The organism is Asanoa sp. WMMD1127, assembly GCF_029626225.1.
Classification (GTDB): domain Bacteria; phylum Actinomycetota; class Actinomycetes; order Mycobacteriales; family Micromonosporaceae; genus Asanoa.
Genome location: NZ_JARUBP010000001.1, coordinates 6193074 through 6211541, shown reverse-complemented (window position 1 = coordinate 6211541; position 18468 = coordinate 6193074). Strand labels below are relative to the sequence as shown.

The following is an 18468-nucleotide window of genomic DNA, read 5'->3' as shown; positions in this document are numbered from 1 at the left end:
TCCGGATATCATCCGTTACGGTTTACGGGATGTTCAGGGTCGAGGCACCCCCGGCACCCCTGACCCCGCGTGTCGGCCAGGCCGTCAAGGGGTCCGTCCGCCGCCAGCGCTTCTCCCTCCTCGCCGCCTACGGCATCGGCGTGGTGCTGCTCGGTGTGGTCGGCCTCACTCTGTCCACGATCTCCGGCGAGCTGGCCGCGGGCTTCTCGCATCCCGAGTTCTGGCTGATGGCGTCGCTGGCCCTGCTCGCCGACGCGCGTGCGTTCATCGCGCTCGGGCGCCACGGCAAACCCGTGATGATCTGCCCGTCGCTCTGCTTCACGTTCGCGATCCTGCTCTGCTGGGGGCTGGGACCGGCGATCCTCGTCCAGGCCGCGGCCGCGGCCGTGGTCGCCTGGCGGATGCGCTACCCACCGGCCCGCGCCGCGCTGATGGCCGGCCAGTTCTCGGTGGCGACGGCCGCGGCGTTCGGGGTGCTCGTCATCGGCCGCCCCGACCCGTTCAACTCGATCGGCACCGTCGACGCCGTCCGTGACGCGGTCTCCGTCGTCGCGGCCGCCGCGGTCTGGCTGATCGCCTACCAGCTCCTGCGCACGCTCGCGCGGGTCGCCTCCCGCCGGCGCACGGGCGTGCAGATGCTCCGCCCGGCACCCGCCTACGAGCTGCTGTCGATCGCCGCGCTCCTCCTGCTCAGCCCGTTGCTCGCCGTCTCCGCCCACGTCAGCGCCGCGTTCGTACCGCTGGTCTTCGTGCCGCTCTACGCGTTCGAGCGGATGGCCCGGCTCTCCGCCGAACGCGACCGCACCGCCCGGGTCGACCCGCTGACCGACCTCGCCAACCGCACCGGCCTGCGCGCCGCGTTCGGTCGGCTCCGGCCCAACGGGCTGCATCCGAACCAGGGCCAACCCCTCGCGATGCTGCTGCTCGATCTCAACCGCTTCAAGTACGTCAACGACGCGCTCGGCCACGAGGTCGGCGACCGCCTGCTGATCGCGGTCGGCCAGCGACTGCGGGCCGCGCTGCCCGCCGGCGCCGTCGCGGCCCGACTCGGCGGCGACGAGTTCGCGGTCGTCGCCCCGGCCAACAACGAGTGCCAGGCCCGCCGGCTGGCCGAGTCGGTCACCGAGGCGATGGCCACGCCGGTCGTGCTCGACGGTCTGCAGGTCGACATCACCGGCTCGATCGGCGTCGCCCTCGCCCCGCGCGACGGCGACGACTTCGCGACGGTGATGCGGCACGCCGACGTCGCCATGTACCTGGCCAAGCAGCGCGGCCGGCCGATCCAGACCTACCGGGCCGAGGACGACCACAACTCCCCGGAACGGCTGGGGCTGCTCACCGATTTCCGGCAGGCGCTGGAGAGCGGCGACGGCTCGGTCGCCCTGCACCACCAGCCGCAGATCGACCTCGCCACCGGCCGGGTCGTCGGCTTCGAGGCGCTGCTGCGCTGGGAGCACCCGACCCGCGGCGCCATCCCGCCCGGCGATCTTCTCCGGATCGCCGAGCACACCCCGGTCATGCGCATGATCACCCAGCGGGTGATCGACGAGGTCGTGGCCCAGCAGGGCCGCTGGCTCGCCGCCGGCGTCAAGCTGCGCAGCTCGCTCAACGTCAGCATCCGGGACCTGCACGGCGAGGAGATCCTCACCCAGCTCACCGCCCGCCTGGCCGAGCACAACGTGCCCGCCGACCTCATCCAGGTCGAGGTCACCGAGAGCGCGCTGACCGCCGACCTGGGCCAGCTGCGCGCCACCATCGAGCGCCTCGCAGACGCCGGCGTCGCGATCTCCCTGGACGACTTCGGTACGGGCTACTCGTCGCTGCAGCACCTCCGCCGGCTACCGCTACGCGAGATCAAGATCGACCGCTCGTTCGTCGCCGGCATCGCCCACAACGCCGACGACGCCGTCATCGTCCGGTCGACAGTGGACCTGGCCCGCGCGCTCGGCCTGCGGGTGGTCGCGGAGGGCGTCGAGAACCACTACACGGCCCGCCTCCTCGCCGAAGCCGGCTGCGACCTGGCCCAGGGCTACCTATACGCGCCCGCCATGCCCGGCGACGCCGTCGTCTCCTGGCTGGACCGCCACCCCACACCGGCCTGAGCCCCGGCAGCCGTGCCCAGCGGCGCGACGAGGCGCAGCTCCGCCGCGCGGCGGCCTGGTCGGAGCGTCCGCCGACGGATTCGCGGTGGCGCCACGCCGACTGGCGGAGGGCTACAGCCGCAGAAGGAGGGGCCCGTCGTTTGGCCCGCCCGGCCCGCGGGTAGGCACACGGGCCGACCACCCGATGGGCGACCGACGATGCCGGTGAGACCGTTCCGATTCCATGCGCCGCAGAAAGATCTCGACGACCTCCGCGAGCGCCTCGCCACGACCCGCTGGCCACCGACCGACACCGCCGGCCTGCGCGAGCTTATCGAACACTGGCGCACCGACTTCGACTGGCCCACACAGGAACGCCGCCTCAACCAACCAGACCAGTTCACCGCCGACGTCGACGGCCACACCGTCCACTTCGTACACCTGCGAAGCCGAGCAACGAACCCGATTCCGCTCCTGCTCACCCACGGCTGGCCCAGCTCGTACGCCGAGTTCCTGCCCCTCCTCCCCCTCCTCACCGACACCTTCGACGTCGTCGTCCCGTCGCTGCCCGGCTTCGGTTTCACCCCCGGCCCGCCCGGCCGCCACCTGATCCGCGAAACGCCACGCCTATGGACGACGCTCATGCGGGACGTCCTCGGCTACGACCGCTTCGGCGCGCACGGCACCGACATCGGCGCCTACGTCACCAACCGCATGGCCCTCGACTTCCCCGAGCCGCTGATCGGCATCCACGTCACCGCCGTCGCCGAGCCCGACACCACGTCGGCACCGCTCACCGACGAAGAACGCGAATACCTCGAGCGCCGAGCCAGGAACCACGAACGCGACCAGGCGTACGCGCACCTGCAGCGCTCCGACCCGACCACCATCGGGTACGCCCTGCACGACTCCCCCGTCGCCCTGGCCGCCTGGATCGCCGACAAGTGGCGAAGGTGGAGCGACGACGAGCCCGACGCCGACGACCTGCTCACCACCGTCACCCTCTACTGGCTGACCGGCACGGCCCTGTCGTCCTGCCACGCGTACGCCGACCTGGGCCTGGCCACCGCCGCCGTCCCTCCGGCCGCCGACCTCTACCCCGACGCCCCGCCCGGCGCCGACGGCCGGCCCCTACCGAAAAGGATCACCCCGCCGACGGCCGTCATCAGAACGCCGAACTTCGACGCCCCACGGACCTGGGCCGAGCGCGCCTACGCCGACCTGCGCCGCTGGACCCGCCTCGACCGCGGCGGCCACTTTCTCGCCACCGAACAGCCGCACCTGCTCGCCCAGGACCTCGAGGCGTTCTTCCAGAACGCGCGCTGACCAGCACAAACGAGCCGGCGTGGCGCACCGCCCACACGCCGCCAACCAGGAATGCTGATCCTTGCGGCTGGGGCGAAACCTCGTACACAGCCATTGATATCGATCTTACAGCGAGTTAACGTGCGTGCACTCGCCGTTACCCGGCGGTAACTCGTGCACCCATGGGAGGTCGCGTGAGTCCTGTCAGATCCCCCCGCCGGCTGATCGCCGTGCTGGCCGCCGCCGCGCTCAGCGCCACCGTCAGCACCGCAGCGCTCAGCTCCCCCGCCCAGGCCGACCCCGGCCCGCCGCCCTCGTCGATGGCCAGCATGGGTGACTCCATCACCCGCGGCTTCAACGCGTGCGGCTTCTACTTCGACTGAAGCTTTAGTTGGGTATGAGCTTCCCAAACACAGTTTCAACCCAAGCTTCCTACGTCACTCAGTGTTCCCAAGCAGGGGTTACGTGCCGTACGCTCGCCTCCGTCAGCAGGCAGGGACACCCCGGAGGGGCACGTGGCACGGAAGCAGACACCCAACCTAAGCATCGCTGCGGCGGAGTATCGCGACATCCGGGAAGCATCCGGGAACGGGTCGCAGCAGTCGCGGTACAGCCACCGATCGATCCTCGAACGGTTCGTCAGGTTCTCCCGTGACTGTCACGTCGGCTCGCTTGAGCCGGCGCACCTCGAACGGTTCTTCTACGGCAAGGGTGGGCTCTCCGGGGGCAAGTACGGCAAGCCGGTAGCCAAGACGACCCTTGCGAACTACCGCTCGACGTTGAAGGGCTTCCTAGACTTCTGCCACCGACGCGGTTGGACTCCGCACACGGGGGACTTCCTGCTAGCCGGCATCCGTGAGAAGCGGATGACTCCGAACCGCGACCGGTTCCGCCTGAACCGGCCTCAGATCCTCGATCTCATGGAAGCGGCCACCGACCCGCGGGACCGCGCGCTTGTGGCGTTCACGGCCAACACAGCGTGCCGGATCTCTGAGGCGGTCGGGATGACGATCGGGGACCTTCGGCTAGACCGTGAGGAGATGTACCTGACCCGCTTCAAGACGGAGCGGGTGCAGACGTTCCCGATCACGTCGGACCTGGACGCAGAGCTTCGGGTGTGGCTGACCCACTACGCGGCCTCGGTCGACGGGCCGCTTGAGAAGGGGTACCGGCTGTTCCCTGCTCGACACAAGGCCCGCTTCCGCGGTCCGCGTGACCCGTTCCAACCGGAGGGCTACCGGCCGGATGCGAGGATCACGGCGGCCCGGGAGATCATCCAACCGTTGGCGGAGCGGGCAGGGATCGAGCTTGAGCCGGGTGACGGGTGGCACACCCTACGGCGGTCCGCGGCTCGCCTGTTCTTCAATGACTGCCTCGAAGACGGGTGGGATGCGGCGCTCCGGATGACTCAGGCGTTCCTTGACCATGCGAGCGTGAAGACGACAGAGCTTTACCTTGGGCTCGACCACGAACGGCGCAACGTCGATGCGGCCCTACGCGGGAAGCCGTTCATCTCCCGCGGCCAGGCCAGCGGTAACGTGGTTCCCATCGACCGATGGAAGGTGGCATGACGATGGCGGCTCCTCGCCGGTGCTCGATCTGCGGCAAGGCCGCGGAGACGGCCCCTCCCGTGACGATCAACATCGGGACCGAGATCAAGGGTGCGGTCCTCTGCGAAACCCACATGAAGCCGCTACAGAAGCTTTGGGACCAACTGTCCGCCGGACCCCCGGAAGAACCGATGGAGCCTCAGGCCAGGGAGCGACACGGACACCGAATGGTGCCCATCGACTGATAGCTTGGTAGGCGGAGAGTCCAACACCCTCCACAAACACGAAGAGGCCCCCGGCAGATGCCGGGGGCTTCTTCCGTTTAAACGCTCTCGGTTAGAGCTGTGCTTCGATCAGGTCCGCAAGCTCAGCGAACGTTGAGCCGTCGTCGTTCAGCTCCGACAGGTGCTTTTCGACGCTGACGACAAGCTCAGTGTCGTAGTCCTCTTCCGGGACGTTCACCATCGGGTCAACGTCAGTGAGGCCAGCCCACTCCGCCACCGCGGCCGGAAGAACCATCTTTTCGGCCATGTAGGCGCGGCGGGTGACATCGGTTCGGATGACGCCATCCCACCTTGGGTAGGGGAAGTCTGTCGGCTCCGGGATCGCGTCGTTCTTGACCGCGATGTCGCACAGGACACCGAGGCAGCAGTAACCGCCATCCTCGTAGAGGGTGCCTTGCGCCTGCTCGTACTCGCCGGACCGAAGCGCGGTCAGCCACTGCTCTTTAACAGACTCGATCACTGGTCAGCCTCCTTGTCTTTCCCGCGGCCTGCGCGGGCAATCGCCATGCGTTCAGATGCGGCCCGGCGGGACTCATGACCCTCCGGGGTAGCCCACAAGCCGTCTTCGAGCCGTAGACCGAGTGATGCGGGGTTGTGGCAGTAGCCGTCGCTCCGGTGAGCGTCGAAGTACGTCACACCGGAGAAGTGGTTGTGACAGACGGTGCAATGGGCTTCGAGGCCCTTCGCCTTGGGACAGCCGGCGGCACACTTCGTGCCGTACGGTCTCCCGTCTCTGCCGATTGGTGCGGACACGTTTAAACGCTTCACCACAGACCTTCCGGGCCGACGTTCTCCGAATGCACTTCCCGGTCAATCGGCATGATCAGGCCCTTAAAGAACGGGCCTACCTTGATTAGAACAGGCTCACCTTCGTGACCGAACAGGAAATCGGCCCTCCGGTCGCCCTTGTCTGCCTTGACCTTCGAAAAGCGGCTCAACAGAGACGGGTCGAGCATGATGAGTCCAGGGATCGTCTCCGGGCGCTTCTCCGCCTCCCCGATCATCGCCGGGATCGCTTCGAGGGCCGGTTGGTGGTTGTGGCCCTTGACGAGGGGCACGGTTACGCCTTCGCCTTCCTCCACGCTCAACAGCAGGAAGTCAGGAAAGACCTTGATCTCGGCTACGGTCTTCTTGGCCATCCGGGCGGACTTTTCGAGGTCCGCCAACCCCGATTTCGTGATCACTAGCCGGCGGGTCTCTTTCTCGCCTTCGTGATCGTTGACGGAGGCCCAATCGGTTCCCGCGGCGTATCCATCGGTCCCTACGGCGTAAACCGTCTCCGGGGTTACCTCGATCATCGCGTGTTGGATCTTCGAAGCCGCTGGAATGAACGCCAACGCGTTCCCAAGGACACGGGCTAGCTCCGGAGCCTCAATCGTGATTCTCAGAGTCGCCATCCGTGAAGATCGAGCCGACAACGAAGGCGAACACTCCCAAGGCCAACGCGGTTAGGATCGCGTTCGCGATAATCTCAGTCACGGAGCCTCCGAATCACGATGTTGAGCGTCAGCAGGGCTACGAAGGCGACCCCGGCCCAGAATGAAGCCATCCCTGAACCTCCCGAACCAATGGGCGGCCCAGAAAGGGCCGATTTCGGATACGCAGTAGAGGAAGAGTGCGAGTGCGGTCACTCGCAATCCCCTTTCGTTGATTCCGGCGCTTCTTCCATCGTCAGGCGAATCCGATTGGCCGTTTCCCGAAGGGTGACCTCTTCGAACTCGATCCGGATGCGGTTCGCAAGGAACAACGCTGCGAACTCGCCTTCTTGGGCCTCCGCCATCTTGATAGCGCCGTAAGCGGCTCCGTAGAGCCGGTGTGCGCGGTAGGGCTCGATGAGGTCAGTCGGGTTGCTCACTTGGCCTCCGCGATCTTCCGAAGGGCCTGCTTGGTGCGCTCCGTCTGTGCTGCACGGGCCTCCAAGTACGCCTGCCCCACGTGGCCGATCCTGCGGCCCGGCCGGTTGTGCGCCTTTGCCATCGTGACCTCCTTTAACGTTCCCAACCACAGCTTCCCTGTTGGGCTGAACATTAGAGCGGAGGTACGACAGACAGCCCTAGCGAGTGAAGTGGGTCACATCCCATGTTCACCCGTCCCACGGTGAACCTAGTTATAGGTAGTGAGGGAGGAGGGAGGGGAGCCGAAGGCGGACCTCCCGACGACCGAGCGGCCTACCTACTACTAGTAGAGGCCCCCTCAAGGGGCCTCCTAGATAGGGGTTCTATAACGGGCAGCCCTCAAAGGCTGCCCTTAATAAGGGGTTTAGCAGTGAGCTTTAGTAGCTGCACTAAATGCAAACGCCTAATACCCCTAGGGGAAAGCCGGTGCACAGAGCACCGGCCTAAACATACCCTATCCAGTACACAACGAGGATACGATAGGGAATACCTAACCAATCGTAGGATCGTACTCAGTAAGAGTACGGTCTGTTGGTTATGTGGTGGCTATGGTGCTGATACAGCAGACCATGTAATACCCCTATCAAGAGGCGGTAGTAACCGCCTCTCTAATCTCAAGCCAGCCCACAAGAGATGCAACACAAGCAAAGGCAATCGGCCTTTGCGACTCAAATAAAGTCTTAGTCAAGAGCACACAGGAAAAATCACAAAGTGCCTGCTCACTCTTGACTTTCCCCCATGGAGGGGGGACCAGAAACTTTCCGGCAACTCCCCCTAAGACCCACGCCTTAGCTCCGTTGGCGCGGCTGCACATTTCCCTAGGTTGGTGGGAATCGAGGGGAAGGCGGATCTGATTCAGCGTAGGCGAAGCGCGATAGCGCGCAATCGCTCTTGATCCCAACGGAGGGAGGGTAACACATGGCAGACAGAAAAGCCGCGGAGGTTCATTACCTCCACGGCAATCCCGGCAACCGCCCCCAAGGCGGTAAGGCGAAGTCGCTCACTGGTCGGCCGTTGCCTCCCGCGGATCTGGAAGGCGAAGCCTTCGCTGAGTGGTCTCGGATCGTCTCGTTCCTCGATAAGGCGGGACGGATCGAGAGCATCGACCACGCGGCGCTAGTCGTCTACTGCGCATCATGGGCGGCGTTCAACGACGCTCGCCAGGCGCTAGCGAAGTACGGGACGTTGGTCGAGGGTCGAGACGGACTCTTGGTCAAGAACCCCGCGGCTCAGATCATGAAGGACTCTGCCGCGATCATGCTCAACTACGGCTCCAAGTTCGGCTTCACGCCGCGCGATCGTCAGAACCTCGGGATCACTTCCGACCCTGGCGAAGGCGACTCCTTCGAGAAGGAGCTTGCGGGCCTCTAAGACACCGGAGGCGGGTTGATCCCCACTCCGGGTAGCACTTGCCCCCGGAGGTCGAGTCCCCGTCACTTGGGCGGGACGGTGAGGACTCCCCCGGGGGCGCGCGTACAGCCGATACCCACCGTTGGTAAGACCGGACGGTTTAGTCCGGCTCCGGTGCGGTCGGTGAGGGCCTATCTGGTTTCGACGCTCGGGAAAGCCGCACGCGGACCCCGGGCGGAGCGGGGTTCGAATCCCCGTAGGTCCACCTACTCAGCCGGCGGTCTGCCGGCAAGGCGTTTACACGCCACACGGTAAGCGCGTAGGTCCGGCTCAAGCTGCCGACGTAGCCACGTGTGCCGCTGTATCCGCATCACCCGGTCGACGGGCGGTAGGCCGCGGTTCGCGGCCCGGTCGATGGCTTCGCTCAACAGCTTCTCGGCGGCTTCGTCGCCGGTTCCGATCGCGTGGTCAAACGACACCCGGGAGGAAGCCGGGTGCGCGGCTCGCGCTTCCGCAAGCACGCCCTCGAAAACCTCGCAGTAGTCAGCCATGAAGGGAGCCTAGAAGGTGGCCACCGTTACCAACATCGTCCGGGGGCCGGACGGCAACCCGGTACGGGGTGCGGAGGTCTCCGTGGCTCTCGTCTCCGGGCGGGACCTTCCCGGCTTCGTAGCCGGCGGCACGATCGGCGGCGTCCGCCGGTTCACGACCGGAGCTGACGGAGCTTGGTCGGTCGAGCTGGTCCCGAACGAAGACATCCTTCCGACCAACACGCACTACCGGATCACGGAGGATCGCGGGCCGTCCGCGCGGACCGTTTACACGGTCGCGGTTCCGTCCGGCTCCCCCGGCCCGTTCGACGTCCGCTCGATCCTCGTCACGGCTCCGGTTGGCCCGGACCCGCTATACCCGGTGGGTGGGGGCGGAGACGGCGCGGTGTCATCGGTCGACGGCCGGACTGGCGTCGTAACCCTGGCGGACCGCTACGCGGCCCTAGCTCACACGCACGCGGGCGTTTACGCCCCCGCGGTGCACAGTCACGCCCTGGCGGACGTGACCGGCCTTACGGCGGCCCTGGCGGGCAAGAGCGACACCACCCACACCCACGCTGGCACCTACGCTCCCGCGGTTCACGGGCACTCGACGGCGGACGTAAGCGGGCTCGATGCGGCCCTTGCTGGCAAGGCCGCGGCGACGCATTCGCACGCTCAGTCTGACGTGATCGGGCTCGCTGCTTCCCTTACAGGGAAAGCCGATACGGGCCACACCCACACTGCCCTACTGGCCGCGTTCCGTTGGGACGGCACAGCCTATGTACCGGCTACCGGAGCGGGCTACTACCCGGGACCGCAGGACCCCGGAGCTGTCCCTGACGGCTCCGTTTGGGATGACACGGATGCGTAAGGCCCGCGTTGGCGGAGCTTGGTTCCCGGCTGTCCGCAAGGTGCGTTTAAACGGCCAGTGGATCACGCTAGCCGGCGGCTCCCCGGAGCCGGCTCTCCCGTACGTCCGGGCGTTCGATGGCATCGATGACGAGATCGTGACCGGTGTCGGTGCGCTGTCCGCCATGACGCACGGAACGGTCGCGTTCATCATGAAGCGAACCGGCTCCGGTGCGGTCGAGGCCATGTTCGCCCCGCACTCTTCGGACGGCACGTTCCGCGGCGAGGTTGGGACCAGCACGGGTAACGCCTGGCAGTGGTATAGCGGGGCAGCGTCCATCGGTGGAGCGCTCACGAACAACCGTTGGTTCTTCGTGGTCGCCAGGAAGCCGGCGGGCACGTCTACTCCACGGTTCAGCTCCTACGACTACACGGGCGGAACCTGGCAGCACGTCAACGGTGCGAACGCTCGCGCGGCCTGGACTCCCGCGGGGGTCGGCGGCTCAATCAAGATGTCGGCGGCCGGCTCTGACTTCCCGTTGGCGAAGGTCGCGGTACGGGCCGCTTGGTCGAACGCTCTGCCGTTCGCGGCGGACACCGCGGGCGACGCGGCCATTGAGGCATCAGGGATGCATCTCAGTGCGGCGGCATGGCTGACCCGCGGGCCTAACGCCATGTGGCTGTTCAACCAAGCCGACATCAGTACGCCCGTACCCGACATCACCGGGGGCGGAGCGAATCAGACAGCGATCACCGGAACGTCAGTCGACACAACCGACCCTCCTCCGGGGTTCAACTTCGCGATCTCGTAAACGGAAGGGGGCGGGATTGGAATACCCTCTCGCCCCACACGGCCCGACCTCCCCGGAGGCGGGCCTTTTTCGTTACGACGAGAAGCGGGCTCAACGCGTAATCAACTTCATTGAACGCTTCATCGTGCACACCAAAGGTAGGCACGCACGGGCTCCGTTCTTGCTGGCCGCTTGGCAGAAGGACGAGATCATTCGTCCGCTGTACGCGACCGTTGCCTATGACGATCAGTACGACGAATGGGTCAGGCAGTACCGGATCGCGTGGATGGAGATGGCCCGGAAGAACGGCAAGAGTGAAGTCTTGTCGGCCCTGGCGCTGTATCACTTGGTCGCGGATGGTGAAGAGTCCGCGGAGGTTTACTCCGTAGCGGCTGACAAGGACCAAGCGTCCTTGGTCTACAACACGGCTAAGCGCATGGTCGAGCTGTCGCCGGCTCTCTCCAAGGTTGTCGAGATCATCGACAGCAAGAAGCGTCTCGTGTACGCGAAGACGAACAGCTTCTATCAGGTGCTACCCGGTGACGCTGCCGGCGCTCTCGGCACCAACCCGTCAGCGGTCCTCTTCGATGAGGTGCTGACGCAGAAGGACCGGCACCTTTGGGACTCGCTACGCCAGGGCTTCGGTACCCGTAAAGAGCCTCTGCTGTTGGCCGCTACTACCGCGGCGTACACAACCGCGGCGTTCGCGCTTGCGGAGCATGAGTACGGGGAGCTGATCGAGAAGAAGCCGGAAACGGACCCTGCTCGGTTCGTGTTCCGCCGGAACGTGCCCCGCGATTGGGACTGGCGGGATGAAGGGGAACCTCCTTCCGCCGAACATCCGAAGGGTACGGGTTGGTATTTCGCTAACCCGGCTTTGGGTGACTTCCTGAACATCAACAACCTCCGGGCGGAAGCCAAGGAGGCGCGGGAGAAGCCGTCCGCTCAGAACGCGTTCCGCGTGTTCCGCCTCAACCAATGGGTGAGCCAGGCGGAGCGCTGGTTGGACATGGCGCTTTGGGATGAGAACGGTACGGCCGAGATCACCCGGGAAGCGCTTAAGGGCCGGGAGTGCGTTGGTGCGCTCGACCTGGCGTCAACTCAGGACTTCACGGCTTGGGTGCTGCTGTTCCGCGGCTCTCCGACTTCGGCGGACGATCCCGGCTTTACGGTTCTCCCCCACTTCTTCCTGCCCCGTCCGGCGCTTGAAGCGCGGTCAAATATGCGGGACCAAATGGAGACGTGGGAGCGGGACGGTTGGCTAACCGTCACCGAAGGGAAGACGACCGATTACGACGTGATCCTTAACCACGTCTCACTAGACGCGGAGTGGTTCCGGATTCATTTGGTCGGCTACGACCCATGGAACGCAACGCACCTAATCAGCCTGATTGAGGAACGCGGGCAGGCAACGGTAAAGGTGCCTCAGACGGCTCCGCGTTTAAACGATCCGTGCAAAGCGCTTGAGAGTGCGCTTGCCGAACGTCAGCTTCACCACGGTTCGAATCCGATCCTTCGGTGGATGGCTGACAACGTGGAATTGGAGATCACGGGAGACGGCTTGATGAAGCCTTCCCGGAAGAAGTCCGGCGAAAAGATCGACGGTATCGCCGCTCTCGTCTCCGCGCTGTTTGTCGCTGCGATCCCATTCGAGGGTGACGCGGACGTGACCTTTATGCAATTCGGCTTAGAAGAAGAAGAGGAGGTGTTGACGGATGAGGAACGAGACGCGCTTGATGAGTTCATGGAAGCGTGGAATGACGGCGATCAGGAAGACGATTGGAGATCGTTCGACCCGCGCTAGCGCGCTACAGATTGCGGGCCTGGCCGTGTTCGCTGCCGGCGGTTTCGCTCTCGGGTTGTGGCTTGGGCTGTTCCTAGCCGGCGGCTTCCTCTGCCTGATCGGTTGGGCGGTTGACGAGTGAGCCTGTTTAAACGGGTCGAGAAGCGGATGGCCTCCGTGGGCGGCCCTGCTTCCGATTGGGCGCGGGACGTTGAGACAGCAGCTCCGACAGCGAGCGGCGTCAAGGTGAACCCGGACCGGGCTCGACAGCTTGTGTCCGTGTGGGCGGCTCAGTCCCTCGTGGCTGACGGTGTGGCTTCGCTGCCGGTCGACACGTACCGGCGGGAGAAGGCTAAGGGCCGGAAGTCTTCGGTCGATTCCCCGCGGTGGCTGATCGAGCCCAACCCGTTCGATACGCCTTACACGTTCTGGCACAAAGTCATGATCTCGCTGTTGGGTGAGGATGGAAACGCGTTCATCCTGACTCCGCGGGATGACAAGGGCCAGGTTGTTTCCCTTTGGGTGCTCGATCCCACTCAGGTTGTCGTTGACGAGGATTCGGCGGAGCCGCGGTACACGTACAACGGCAAGACCTACGGCGCTAAAGACATCCTGCACATCCCGGCTTTCACTGTGCCGGGCCAGCGTCGCGGAATCTCCCCGATTGACCACGCGAAGGAAGCGATCGGGCTTGGCCTGGCGGCCGAAGAGTTCGGCGCACGGTTCTTCTCGCAGGGCACGACGATGGCGGGTGTTGTCGAACACCCGGGTACGCCGAAGCCTGGCGAAGTCGCGATTCTCGGGAAGATGCTCCGGAAGAGTCACGCGGGACTCAAGAACAGTCACGCGGTCGGCATCCTCACGGGCGGGGCAACGTGGAAGTCGATTTCCATCACGCCCGAACAGGCTCAGTTCCTCGAAACGCGGCGCTTTCAGAACATCCAGATTGCGCAAATCTACCGGGTGCCTCCGCACATGATTGACCCTTCGGTGCAATCGTCGTGGGGCTCCGGTGTCGAGGAACAGAATTCGTTCTTCGTTGAGTACACCCTTGTTCCGTGGCTGACTCGACTTGAGCAGGCTTTCTCCCGGCTGTTGGTGAATGGCCAGTACATCAAGTTCAACGTTGCCGCGAAGCTCCGCGCTAAGACGATGGAGCGATTCCAGGCGTACGTGTACGCGGTCACGAATGGCTTCTTCACGCTCGATGAGGTTCGAGCGCTTGAGGACATGGAGCCAATCCCGGGCGGCAAGGGCAGCAAGCACTACATCCCCATGAACCTACAGGAATTGGGGGTCAAGCCGGAGCCGGCTCCCGCTCCCAAGCCTGAACCGGAACCAAAGCCGGCGGATGATCCCGCGGCCGAGGATAAAGAGGAAGAGAGCACTGATGGCGGAGATTGAGCGTCGGGTGTTCCTCTCCGAGGTTGAGGTTCGATCGGCTGGCGAGAACCGACACACGATTGTCGGTTACGCGTACCGGTTCAATGCGCGGAGTCAGAACTTGGGCGGCTTCAAGGAGACCATCCTTGAAGGGGCCGGCGCGGAGAGCGTCAAGGCTGACGACATCCGGGCTCTCATGAACCACGATCCGAACCTGATCCTTGGTCGCAACCGGGCGGAGACGCTTCGGGTTGCGGAGGACTCCAACGGTCTGCATTACGAGATCGACGCGGACGAGCGAATTAGCTACGTGCGTGACCTTCTGATCGCGCTTGAGCGCGGTGACGTTTCTCAGTCGTCTTTCGGTTTCCAGGTCAACCCGCAGGGTGAGGCTTGGACCCGCGATGAAGACGACTTCCCGCTTCGCTCGGTTTCGAGCTTGCGGCTGTTCGACGTAAGCCCTGTGACTTACCCGGCTTACCTGACGTCCGATTCGCAGGTTGCGAAGCGCGCACTCGACATGGCGGCTTCCTTCGGTAGCGAGCTTTGGACTCCCCCGGCGGCTCCCGACTTTGACGTTGAGGCGTTCGCCATCCGGTCGCGACTTGCGGCCCTTTCTCTGCGCGGCTAAGGCCCAGAGCAGATAGGCCCGGCCCCTTCGGGGGTGCGGGCCTTTTTCATTCCCAATTTCGGGCTCTTAGCCCAAGCATTGAAAGAGGTTCACTAACAGTGGATTACATCGAGGCCGCTAACGCGGCCCTGGCGAAGCGTGCCCGTGCGGACGAGCAGCGCAAGGCGGTTCTTGAGGACGCGACCCTGACCGAGGCTGACAAGCGTCAGCGGGTCGAGGCCATTCACGCGCACATGGCGGAGCTTGCCAAGGAGGCGGACGGTCACGTTCGCGCGGCTGAGGCTGAGGCGGAGGTGCGCTCGATCAACGAGCGTGCCGCGAAGCTTTCCGGCGGCCGGGGTGTCGAGCGTCGGACCGAGGTCCGCGACGAAGCTCAGGAGCTTCGGGACCTGGCGCTTGGTCGCCGGGAGGCGGTCGAGTTCGACCTTCGTACCGCGGAGTCCACCAACGCGGACCAGACGAAGGGCGGCAACACCAAGCCGACCACGTTTGCCGCTCAGGTGCTTGAGGCCATGCGGAACCGGAGCCAGTTCTTCGGCCGGGCTCGCCTGCTCACCACTTCCGGTGGTGAGGTCATGGAGTTCCCGATCAAGAACGCTCTGAACCCGGCCACTCCCCCGGTGACGCTTGAGAGCGGCACCATCCTCAAGGCTGAGAACACGGCGTACAACAAGGCGAACACGTCTTGGACCAAGACGAACATCGGTGCCTACAAGTACGGCGTCATCGTTGAGGCCACTCAGGAAATCGTCGCGGACTCGGCTCTGCCGATCCTGTCGATGCTGGCCGCGGACGCGGGTGAGACTGTCGCGGATGCGATCGTGGCTGACCTGCTGCTCGGTAACGGCACGAACAAGCCGTGGGGTTGGGTCACTCGCGCGACGACTTCGGGCGTCAACGCGGCGAACCTGGCGGGTATCACCTTCCAGAACCTGCTCGATCTCCAGTACGCGGTTACCGCTCCGTACCGGCGCAACGGCGCTTACATGTTCAACGACGCTGCGGTTCCGGTGCTGTCGAAGATCGTGGATGGCACGGGCAACTACGTGTGGCGTCCTTCGGTCCAGGCTGGCGAGCCGGACACCATTTGGGGCAAGGCGGTTCTGACCGATCCCAACATGGCGATTGCCGGTGCTGCCGCGAAGACGGTCCTGTTCGGTGACCCGTCGAAGTACATGATCCGTCAGGTCAACAGCCTGCGGGTTACGCGGTCGGACGAGTACGGCTTTGACCGTGACGTGATCGCGTTCAAGGTGTCGTGGCGTGGCTCGGGTGACCTGTTCGACCTGAACAGCGTCAAGGCCCTGACCGTCACTGCCTGATCCATCGGGATAGGGGGTCGCCTTCGGGCGGCCCCCTTTTCTGTGCGCGGGAAGGAGGCAAGTTGCGCATTCGAATCCTGTTCCCCGTTCCCGGCCTGCTGTTGGGTCGCATCCTCGTCCCCGGTGACGAGATCGAGGTAGAGCCGACTACGGCGGTCTCCCTCATGGAAGACGGCTACGCCGAGATGATCGGCCCTGCTGCCGTTGGTCGCGCTACCCCGGCCGAACGTCGCGAGACTGCCGACGCTGCTCCGCGGCGCGGCCCCGGTCGTCCCCGCAAGGAGGGCTGACGGGTGCGGTTCCTTAGCGGTCGGGCGGTCACGCTCACACACACCTTCCTCGATGACGAGGATGCGCTTACCCCGGATGACGTGACCGTGACGGTCACTCGGGACGGCGCTAGTACGCCTACCGCGGAGGGGCCAGCCACCCGGGACGGGACCGTTTACACGTTCTCCGCGGGCCTGCTCCCGCAGGGTGTTTACACGGTCCGATTCTCGAGTTCTGCCGTGACGGACACGCTACGTATCGAAGTCGTGGGCGGCTTCCTGTTCGGCATCCCGGAGGTTCGGAAGCCGGCGCTTGAGCTGCCGGCCACCCGGTACCCGGCGGCCGAGGTCCGCCAGGCGCGCGATGTCGTCGAGCGCGAGTTCGAGCGCATCACCGGGCGGAGCTTCACGCCCCGCACGCTCTACGTAGAAGCCTCGGACCTTGGCGGGTGTACGGATCTCCTACCCGTGCGCGATGTGCGGTCTGTGGTAGCGCTAGGCACCCCGGACGGGCCGGTTTCGCTGACGCTCGATCGGGTCGGACCGTTCGCGTACGTACCGGAGCTGCCGCACGGCACGGCCGGGGTTGAGATCGAGTACGGGTTCACCGAGGTTCCCGAGGACATCCGGCGGGTTGGGCTGGTCCGGCTTCGGTGGGTGCTGACCGAGGATCGCTCCGCGATCCCGGACCGGGCGACTTCGTATCAGCCGGTCGACGGCGGCACGTACACCCTGGCGACAGCCGGGCGAGCCGGCTACCACACGGGCATTCCCGATGTTGATGCGGTCCTTGATGACTACACCTTTGACGTAGTGGATTCGGTGTTCTTGTGACCAAGGCGGTTGAGGTCAAGAGCTACCTCGAAACGGTGGCCGCGGGAATGCCGGTTGTCCCTACCGATCAGGTTCAGGTCACGTACGGATTCCCGATGCGTGCTCCCGAGAAGAAATGGATTGCCGTTGGCGAGATCCGTTGGGAGTCGTCCGAGTGGGCGACGAACCGGAGCCGCAACGAAGCCTTCTCGGTTCAGGTGATTTTCGATGTGCAGATGTCCGGCGCTACGGCCAAAGAAGTTGAGGCGTACGCGGTACTGATGTCGCGGGATTTCCTGGCCGCACTGATGGCTGATCCATCGCTTGGCGGGCTCGCGATCACTTCCGGCTTCCAGCCGCGGAGTATGCGTGCGTTCCCTTCGGACCGCGACACCTACGAGTGTCAGTTTGAAACAGAGGTCAGCGTTACGTGTCGAGTGTGATTTACGAGGGTCACGCCTCCGCCGTAGAGGGCGGGGGCTTTCTTTTTGTCCGCGGTGAGCCGGTCGAGGTTCCCGCGGACCTGGCGGAGTCGCTTGGTTCCGCGTTCCGGATCGTAGAGAAGGAGGGGGCGGAGTAATGGCTGCCGTTCACGACTCATACCTTGGCATGGTCGAGGAAGTTACCTATGGCACTGCCGTTGCGGTTGCTCGCTTCCTTGAGATGACCGGGGAAGACCTTAAGGGCAAGTACGAGCGAATCGACTCCGAGGCTTTCCGGGCGGGTCAGCGTGTCCTTCACAAGGACCGCTTCCAGCCCAACCCGAAGGGTGCGGAAGGCTCGATCAAGCTTGAGGGAATGGACTCCGGGCTTGGCCTGCTGTTGAAGCACGCTCTCGGCTCGATCTCCTCGGGTGCTCCGACTGGCGGCTTCACCACTCACACCGCGACCGTGGGGGATCTCCGCGGTAAGTCCCTGACGGTCCAGGTTGGCCGCGTGGATAACGCGGGTGTGCTGCACCCGTTTACCTACACCGGTTGCAAGGTGAAGGGTTGGGAGCTGTCCAACGCGGTCGACGGGGTAATGAACCTGTCGTTCGACCTGGACTCCGCTAAGGAGAACATCGGTGCGGGTGCCGGGCCTCTTGCCCCGGCTACTCCGACGTACAGCACTACGGCTCAGTTGTTCACCTTCGTTGGCGGTGTCGTGAACATCGCCGGCGCACCTTTCGGTGTCTCTGACATCTCGATTAAGGGTGAGAACAAGCTTAAGGATGACCGGTGGTCGACGGTCGGTAAGCGAGAGCCGGTCGAAGAGGGCCTTCGCGAATACAGCTTCGAGCTTAAGGGCGAATTCGAAGGACTCGCGCACGCGCAGCGTGTAGCGGCCCTTCTCGCTTCGGGCACGATCGCTGCGGTTGATTGCACGTGGGCGAGTCCGCAGGGTGGCGAGCTTAAGCTGACGATCCCGGTTGGCCGTTTCGATGCGGGCGCTGTGAACTTCGATGGCGCGAAGCTGATCGACCACGCGCTTTCGGGTATGGCCCTTTGGGACGGGTCGGCTTCGCCGGTCTCGGTCGCTTACAAGTCCAAGGACGCTACTCCGTAATGGCTGCCCGTTCGCGGGCAATAACGAACAGCTCTAACGCGGTCCAGATTGAGGGTCTTCGCGCTTTCGCGAAGGCCCTCA

General features: G+C 64.7%; 19 protein-coding genes and 1 other RNA gene. 16 read left to right on the top strand and 4 right to left on the bottom strand.

All coding sequences use genetic code 11. The features are described 5' to 3' along the window. Positions 1 to 29: 29 nt before the first annotated feature. The 4 genes from O7635_RS29675 (at position 30) to O7635_RS29660 (ending at position 4957) form a co-directional block, all read left to right on the top strand. Positions 30 to 2102, top strand: a complete 2073-nt coding sequence (locus O7635_RS29675) for an EAL domain-containing protein (protein ID WP_278083791.1) — start codon at positions 30 to 32, stop codon at positions 2100 to 2102. 204 nt (positions 2103 to 2306) lie between these two features. Then, positions 2307 to 3407 carry an epoxide hydrolase family protein gene (locus O7635_RS29670; protein ID WP_278083790.1) on the top strand — a complete coding sequence of 367 codons (1101 nt, stop codon included), beginning with the start codon at positions 2307 to 2309 and terminating at the stop codon, positions 3405 to 3407. Positions 3408 to 3580: 173 nt separating this feature from the next. Further along, positions 3581 to 3769 (top strand): hypothetical protein, encoded by a 189-nt coding sequence (locus O7635_RS29665; protein WP_278083789.1) that lies wholly within the window; start codon positions 3581 to 3583, stop codon positions 3767 to 3769. A 132-nt stretch (positions 3770 to 3901) separates the two neighbouring features. Continuing rightward, positions 3902 to 4957, top strand: coding sequence for a site-specific integrase (locus tag O7635_RS29660; protein WP_278083788.1), 1056 nt, complete (start codon positions 3902 to 3904; stop codon positions 4955 to 4957). 315 nt (positions 4958 to 5272) lie between these two features. On the opposite strand, the gene O7635_RS29655 is transcribed toward O7635_RS29660, so the two are convergent. The 3 genes from O7635_RS29655 to O7635_RS29645 form a co-directional block, all read right to left on the bottom strand. Then, complete coding sequence (locus tag O7635_RS29655) at positions 5273 to 5680, bottom strand: hypothetical protein (protein WP_278083787.1); 408 nt, start codon at positions 5678 to 5680, stop codon at positions 5273 to 5275. Positions 5681 to 5984: 304 nt separating this feature from the next. Next, entirely contained in the window at positions 5985 to 6518 is a 534-nt protein-coding gene (locus O7635_RS29650; protein WP_278083786.1) for a hypothetical protein, read from the bottom strand. 329 nt (positions 6519 to 6847) lie between these two features. Next, a complete protein-coding gene (locus O7635_RS29645; RefSeq protein ID WP_278083785.1) occupies positions 6848 to 7075 on the bottom strand; it encodes a hypothetical protein in 228 nt (75 codons plus the stop codon). Between the two features lie 958 nt (positions 7076 to 8033). On the opposite strand from O7635_RS29645, the gene O7635_RS29640 reads away from it, so the two are divergent. Together O7635_RS29640 and ssrA are read left to right on the top strand one after the other, a co-directional pair. Then, positions 8034 to 8486 carry a phage terminase small subunit P27 family gene (locus O7635_RS29640; RefSeq protein ID WP_278083784.1) on the top strand — a complete coding sequence of 151 codons (453 nt, stop codon included), beginning with the start codon at positions 8034 to 8036 and terminating at the stop codon, positions 8484 to 8486. 166 nt (positions 8487 to 8652) lie between these two features. Continuing rightward, positions 8653 to 8733, top strand: a transfer-messenger RNA (tmRNA) gene (gene ssrA, locus O7635_RS29635). On the opposite strand, the gene O7635_RS29630 is transcribed toward ssrA, so the two are convergent. After that, positions 8732 to 9016, bottom strand: coding sequence for a hypothetical protein (locus O7635_RS29630; protein WP_278083783.1), 285 nt, complete (start codon positions 9014 to 9016; stop codon positions 8732 to 8734). The genes ssrA and O7635_RS29630 overlap by 2 nt on opposite strands. Positions 9017 to 9032: 16 nt before the next feature. Between O7635_RS29630 and O7635_RS29625 the strand changes: the two genes are divergently transcribed. The 10 genes from O7635_RS29625 (at position 9033) to O7635_RS29580 (ending at position 18387) form a co-directional block, all read left to right on the top strand. Continuing rightward, the gene (locus tag O7635_RS29625) at positions 9033 to 9869 is read left to right on the top strand and encodes a hypothetical protein (RefSeq protein ID WP_278083782.1); all 837 of its coding nucleotides are present in this window, start codon (positions 9033 to 9035) and stop codon (positions 9867 to 9869) included. Next, complete coding sequence (locus O7635_RS29620) at positions 9862 to 10659, top strand: hypothetical protein (RefSeq protein ID WP_278083781.1); 798 nt, start codon at positions 9862 to 9864, stop codon at positions 10657 to 10659. Before O7635_RS29625 ends, O7635_RS29620 begins: the two co-directional genes overlap by 8 nt. A gap of 16 nt (positions 10660 to 10675) precedes the next feature. Next, a complete protein-coding gene (locus O7635_RS29615; RefSeq protein WP_278083780.1) occupies positions 10676 to 12442 on the top strand; it encodes a terminase TerL endonuclease subunit in 1767 nt (588 codons plus the stop codon). A 117-nt stretch (positions 12443 to 12559) separates the two neighbouring features. Beyond that, the gene (locus tag O7635_RS29610; RefSeq protein WP_278083779.1) at positions 12560 to 13825 is read left to right on the top strand and encodes a phage portal protein; all 1266 of its coding nucleotides are present in this window, start codon (positions 12560 to 12562) and stop codon (positions 13823 to 13825) included. After that, complete coding sequence (locus O7635_RS29605) at positions 13812 to 14435, top strand: HK97 family phage prohead protease (RefSeq protein WP_278083778.1); 624 nt, start codon at positions 13812 to 13814, stop codon at positions 14433 to 14435. The genes O7635_RS29610 and O7635_RS29605 overlap by 14 nt, the downstream gene beginning before the upstream one ends. 98 nt (positions 14436 to 14533) lie before the next feature. Further along, positions 14534 to 15757, top strand: coding sequence for a phage major capsid protein (locus O7635_RS29600; RefSeq protein ID WP_278083777.1), 1224 nt, complete (start codon positions 14534 to 14536; stop codon positions 15755 to 15757). A gap of 62 nt (positions 15758 to 15819) precedes the next feature. After that, positions 15820 to 16047, top strand: coding sequence for a hypothetical protein (locus tag O7635_RS29595; RefSeq protein WP_278083776.1), 228 nt, complete (start codon positions 15820 to 15822; stop codon positions 16045 to 16047). 3 nt (positions 16048 to 16050) lie between these two features. Then, entirely contained in the window at positions 16051 to 16860 is an 810-nt protein-coding gene (locus O7635_RS29590; RefSeq protein ID WP_278083775.1) for a hypothetical protein, read from the top strand. Further along, entirely contained in the window at positions 16857 to 17282 is a 426-nt protein-coding gene (locus tag O7635_RS29585; RefSeq protein WP_278083774.1) for a hypothetical protein, read from the top strand. The genes O7635_RS29590 and O7635_RS29585 overlap by 4 nt, the downstream gene beginning before the upstream one ends. 136 nt (positions 17283 to 17418) lie before the next feature. Further along, a complete protein-coding gene (locus O7635_RS29580) occupies positions 17419 to 18387 on the top strand; it encodes a phage tail tube protein (RefSeq protein WP_278083773.1) in 969 nt (322 codons plus the stop codon). Positions 18388 to 18468 lie beyond the last annotated feature (81 nt).

What these genes read in the sequence shown, in the direction of transcription:
- O7635_RS29605 (WP_278083778.1), top strand. Translation starts at nt 13,812, where the DNA reads ATGGCGGAGATTGAGCGTCGGGTGTTCCTCTCCGAGGTTGAGGTTCGA.
- O7635_RS29620 (WP_278083781.1), top strand. Translation starts at nt 9,862, where the DNA reads ATGCGTAAGGCCCGCGTTGGCGGAGCTTGGTTCCCGGCTGTCCGCAAG.
- O7635_RS29640 (WP_278083784.1), top strand. Translation starts at nt 8,034, where the DNA reads ATGGCAGACAGAAAAGCCGCGGAGGTTCATTACCTCCACGGCAATCCC.
- O7635_RS29675 (WP_278083791.1), top strand. Translation starts at nt 30, where the DNA reads ATGTTCAGGGTCGAGGCACCCCCGGCACCCCTGACCCCGCGTGTCGGC.
- O7635_RS29580 (WP_278083773.1), top strand. Translation starts at nt 17,419, where the DNA reads ATGGCTGCCGTTCACGACTCATACCTTGGCATGGTCGAGGAAGTTACC.
- O7635_RS29630 (WP_278083783.1), bottom strand. Translation starts at nt 9,016, where the DNA reads ATGGCTGACTACTGCGAGGTTTTCGAGGGCGTGCTTGCGGAAGCGCGA.
- O7635_RS29650 (WP_278083786.1), bottom strand. Translation starts at nt 6,518, where the DNA reads ATGATCGAGGTAACCCCGGAGACGGTTTACGCCGTAGGGACCGATGGA.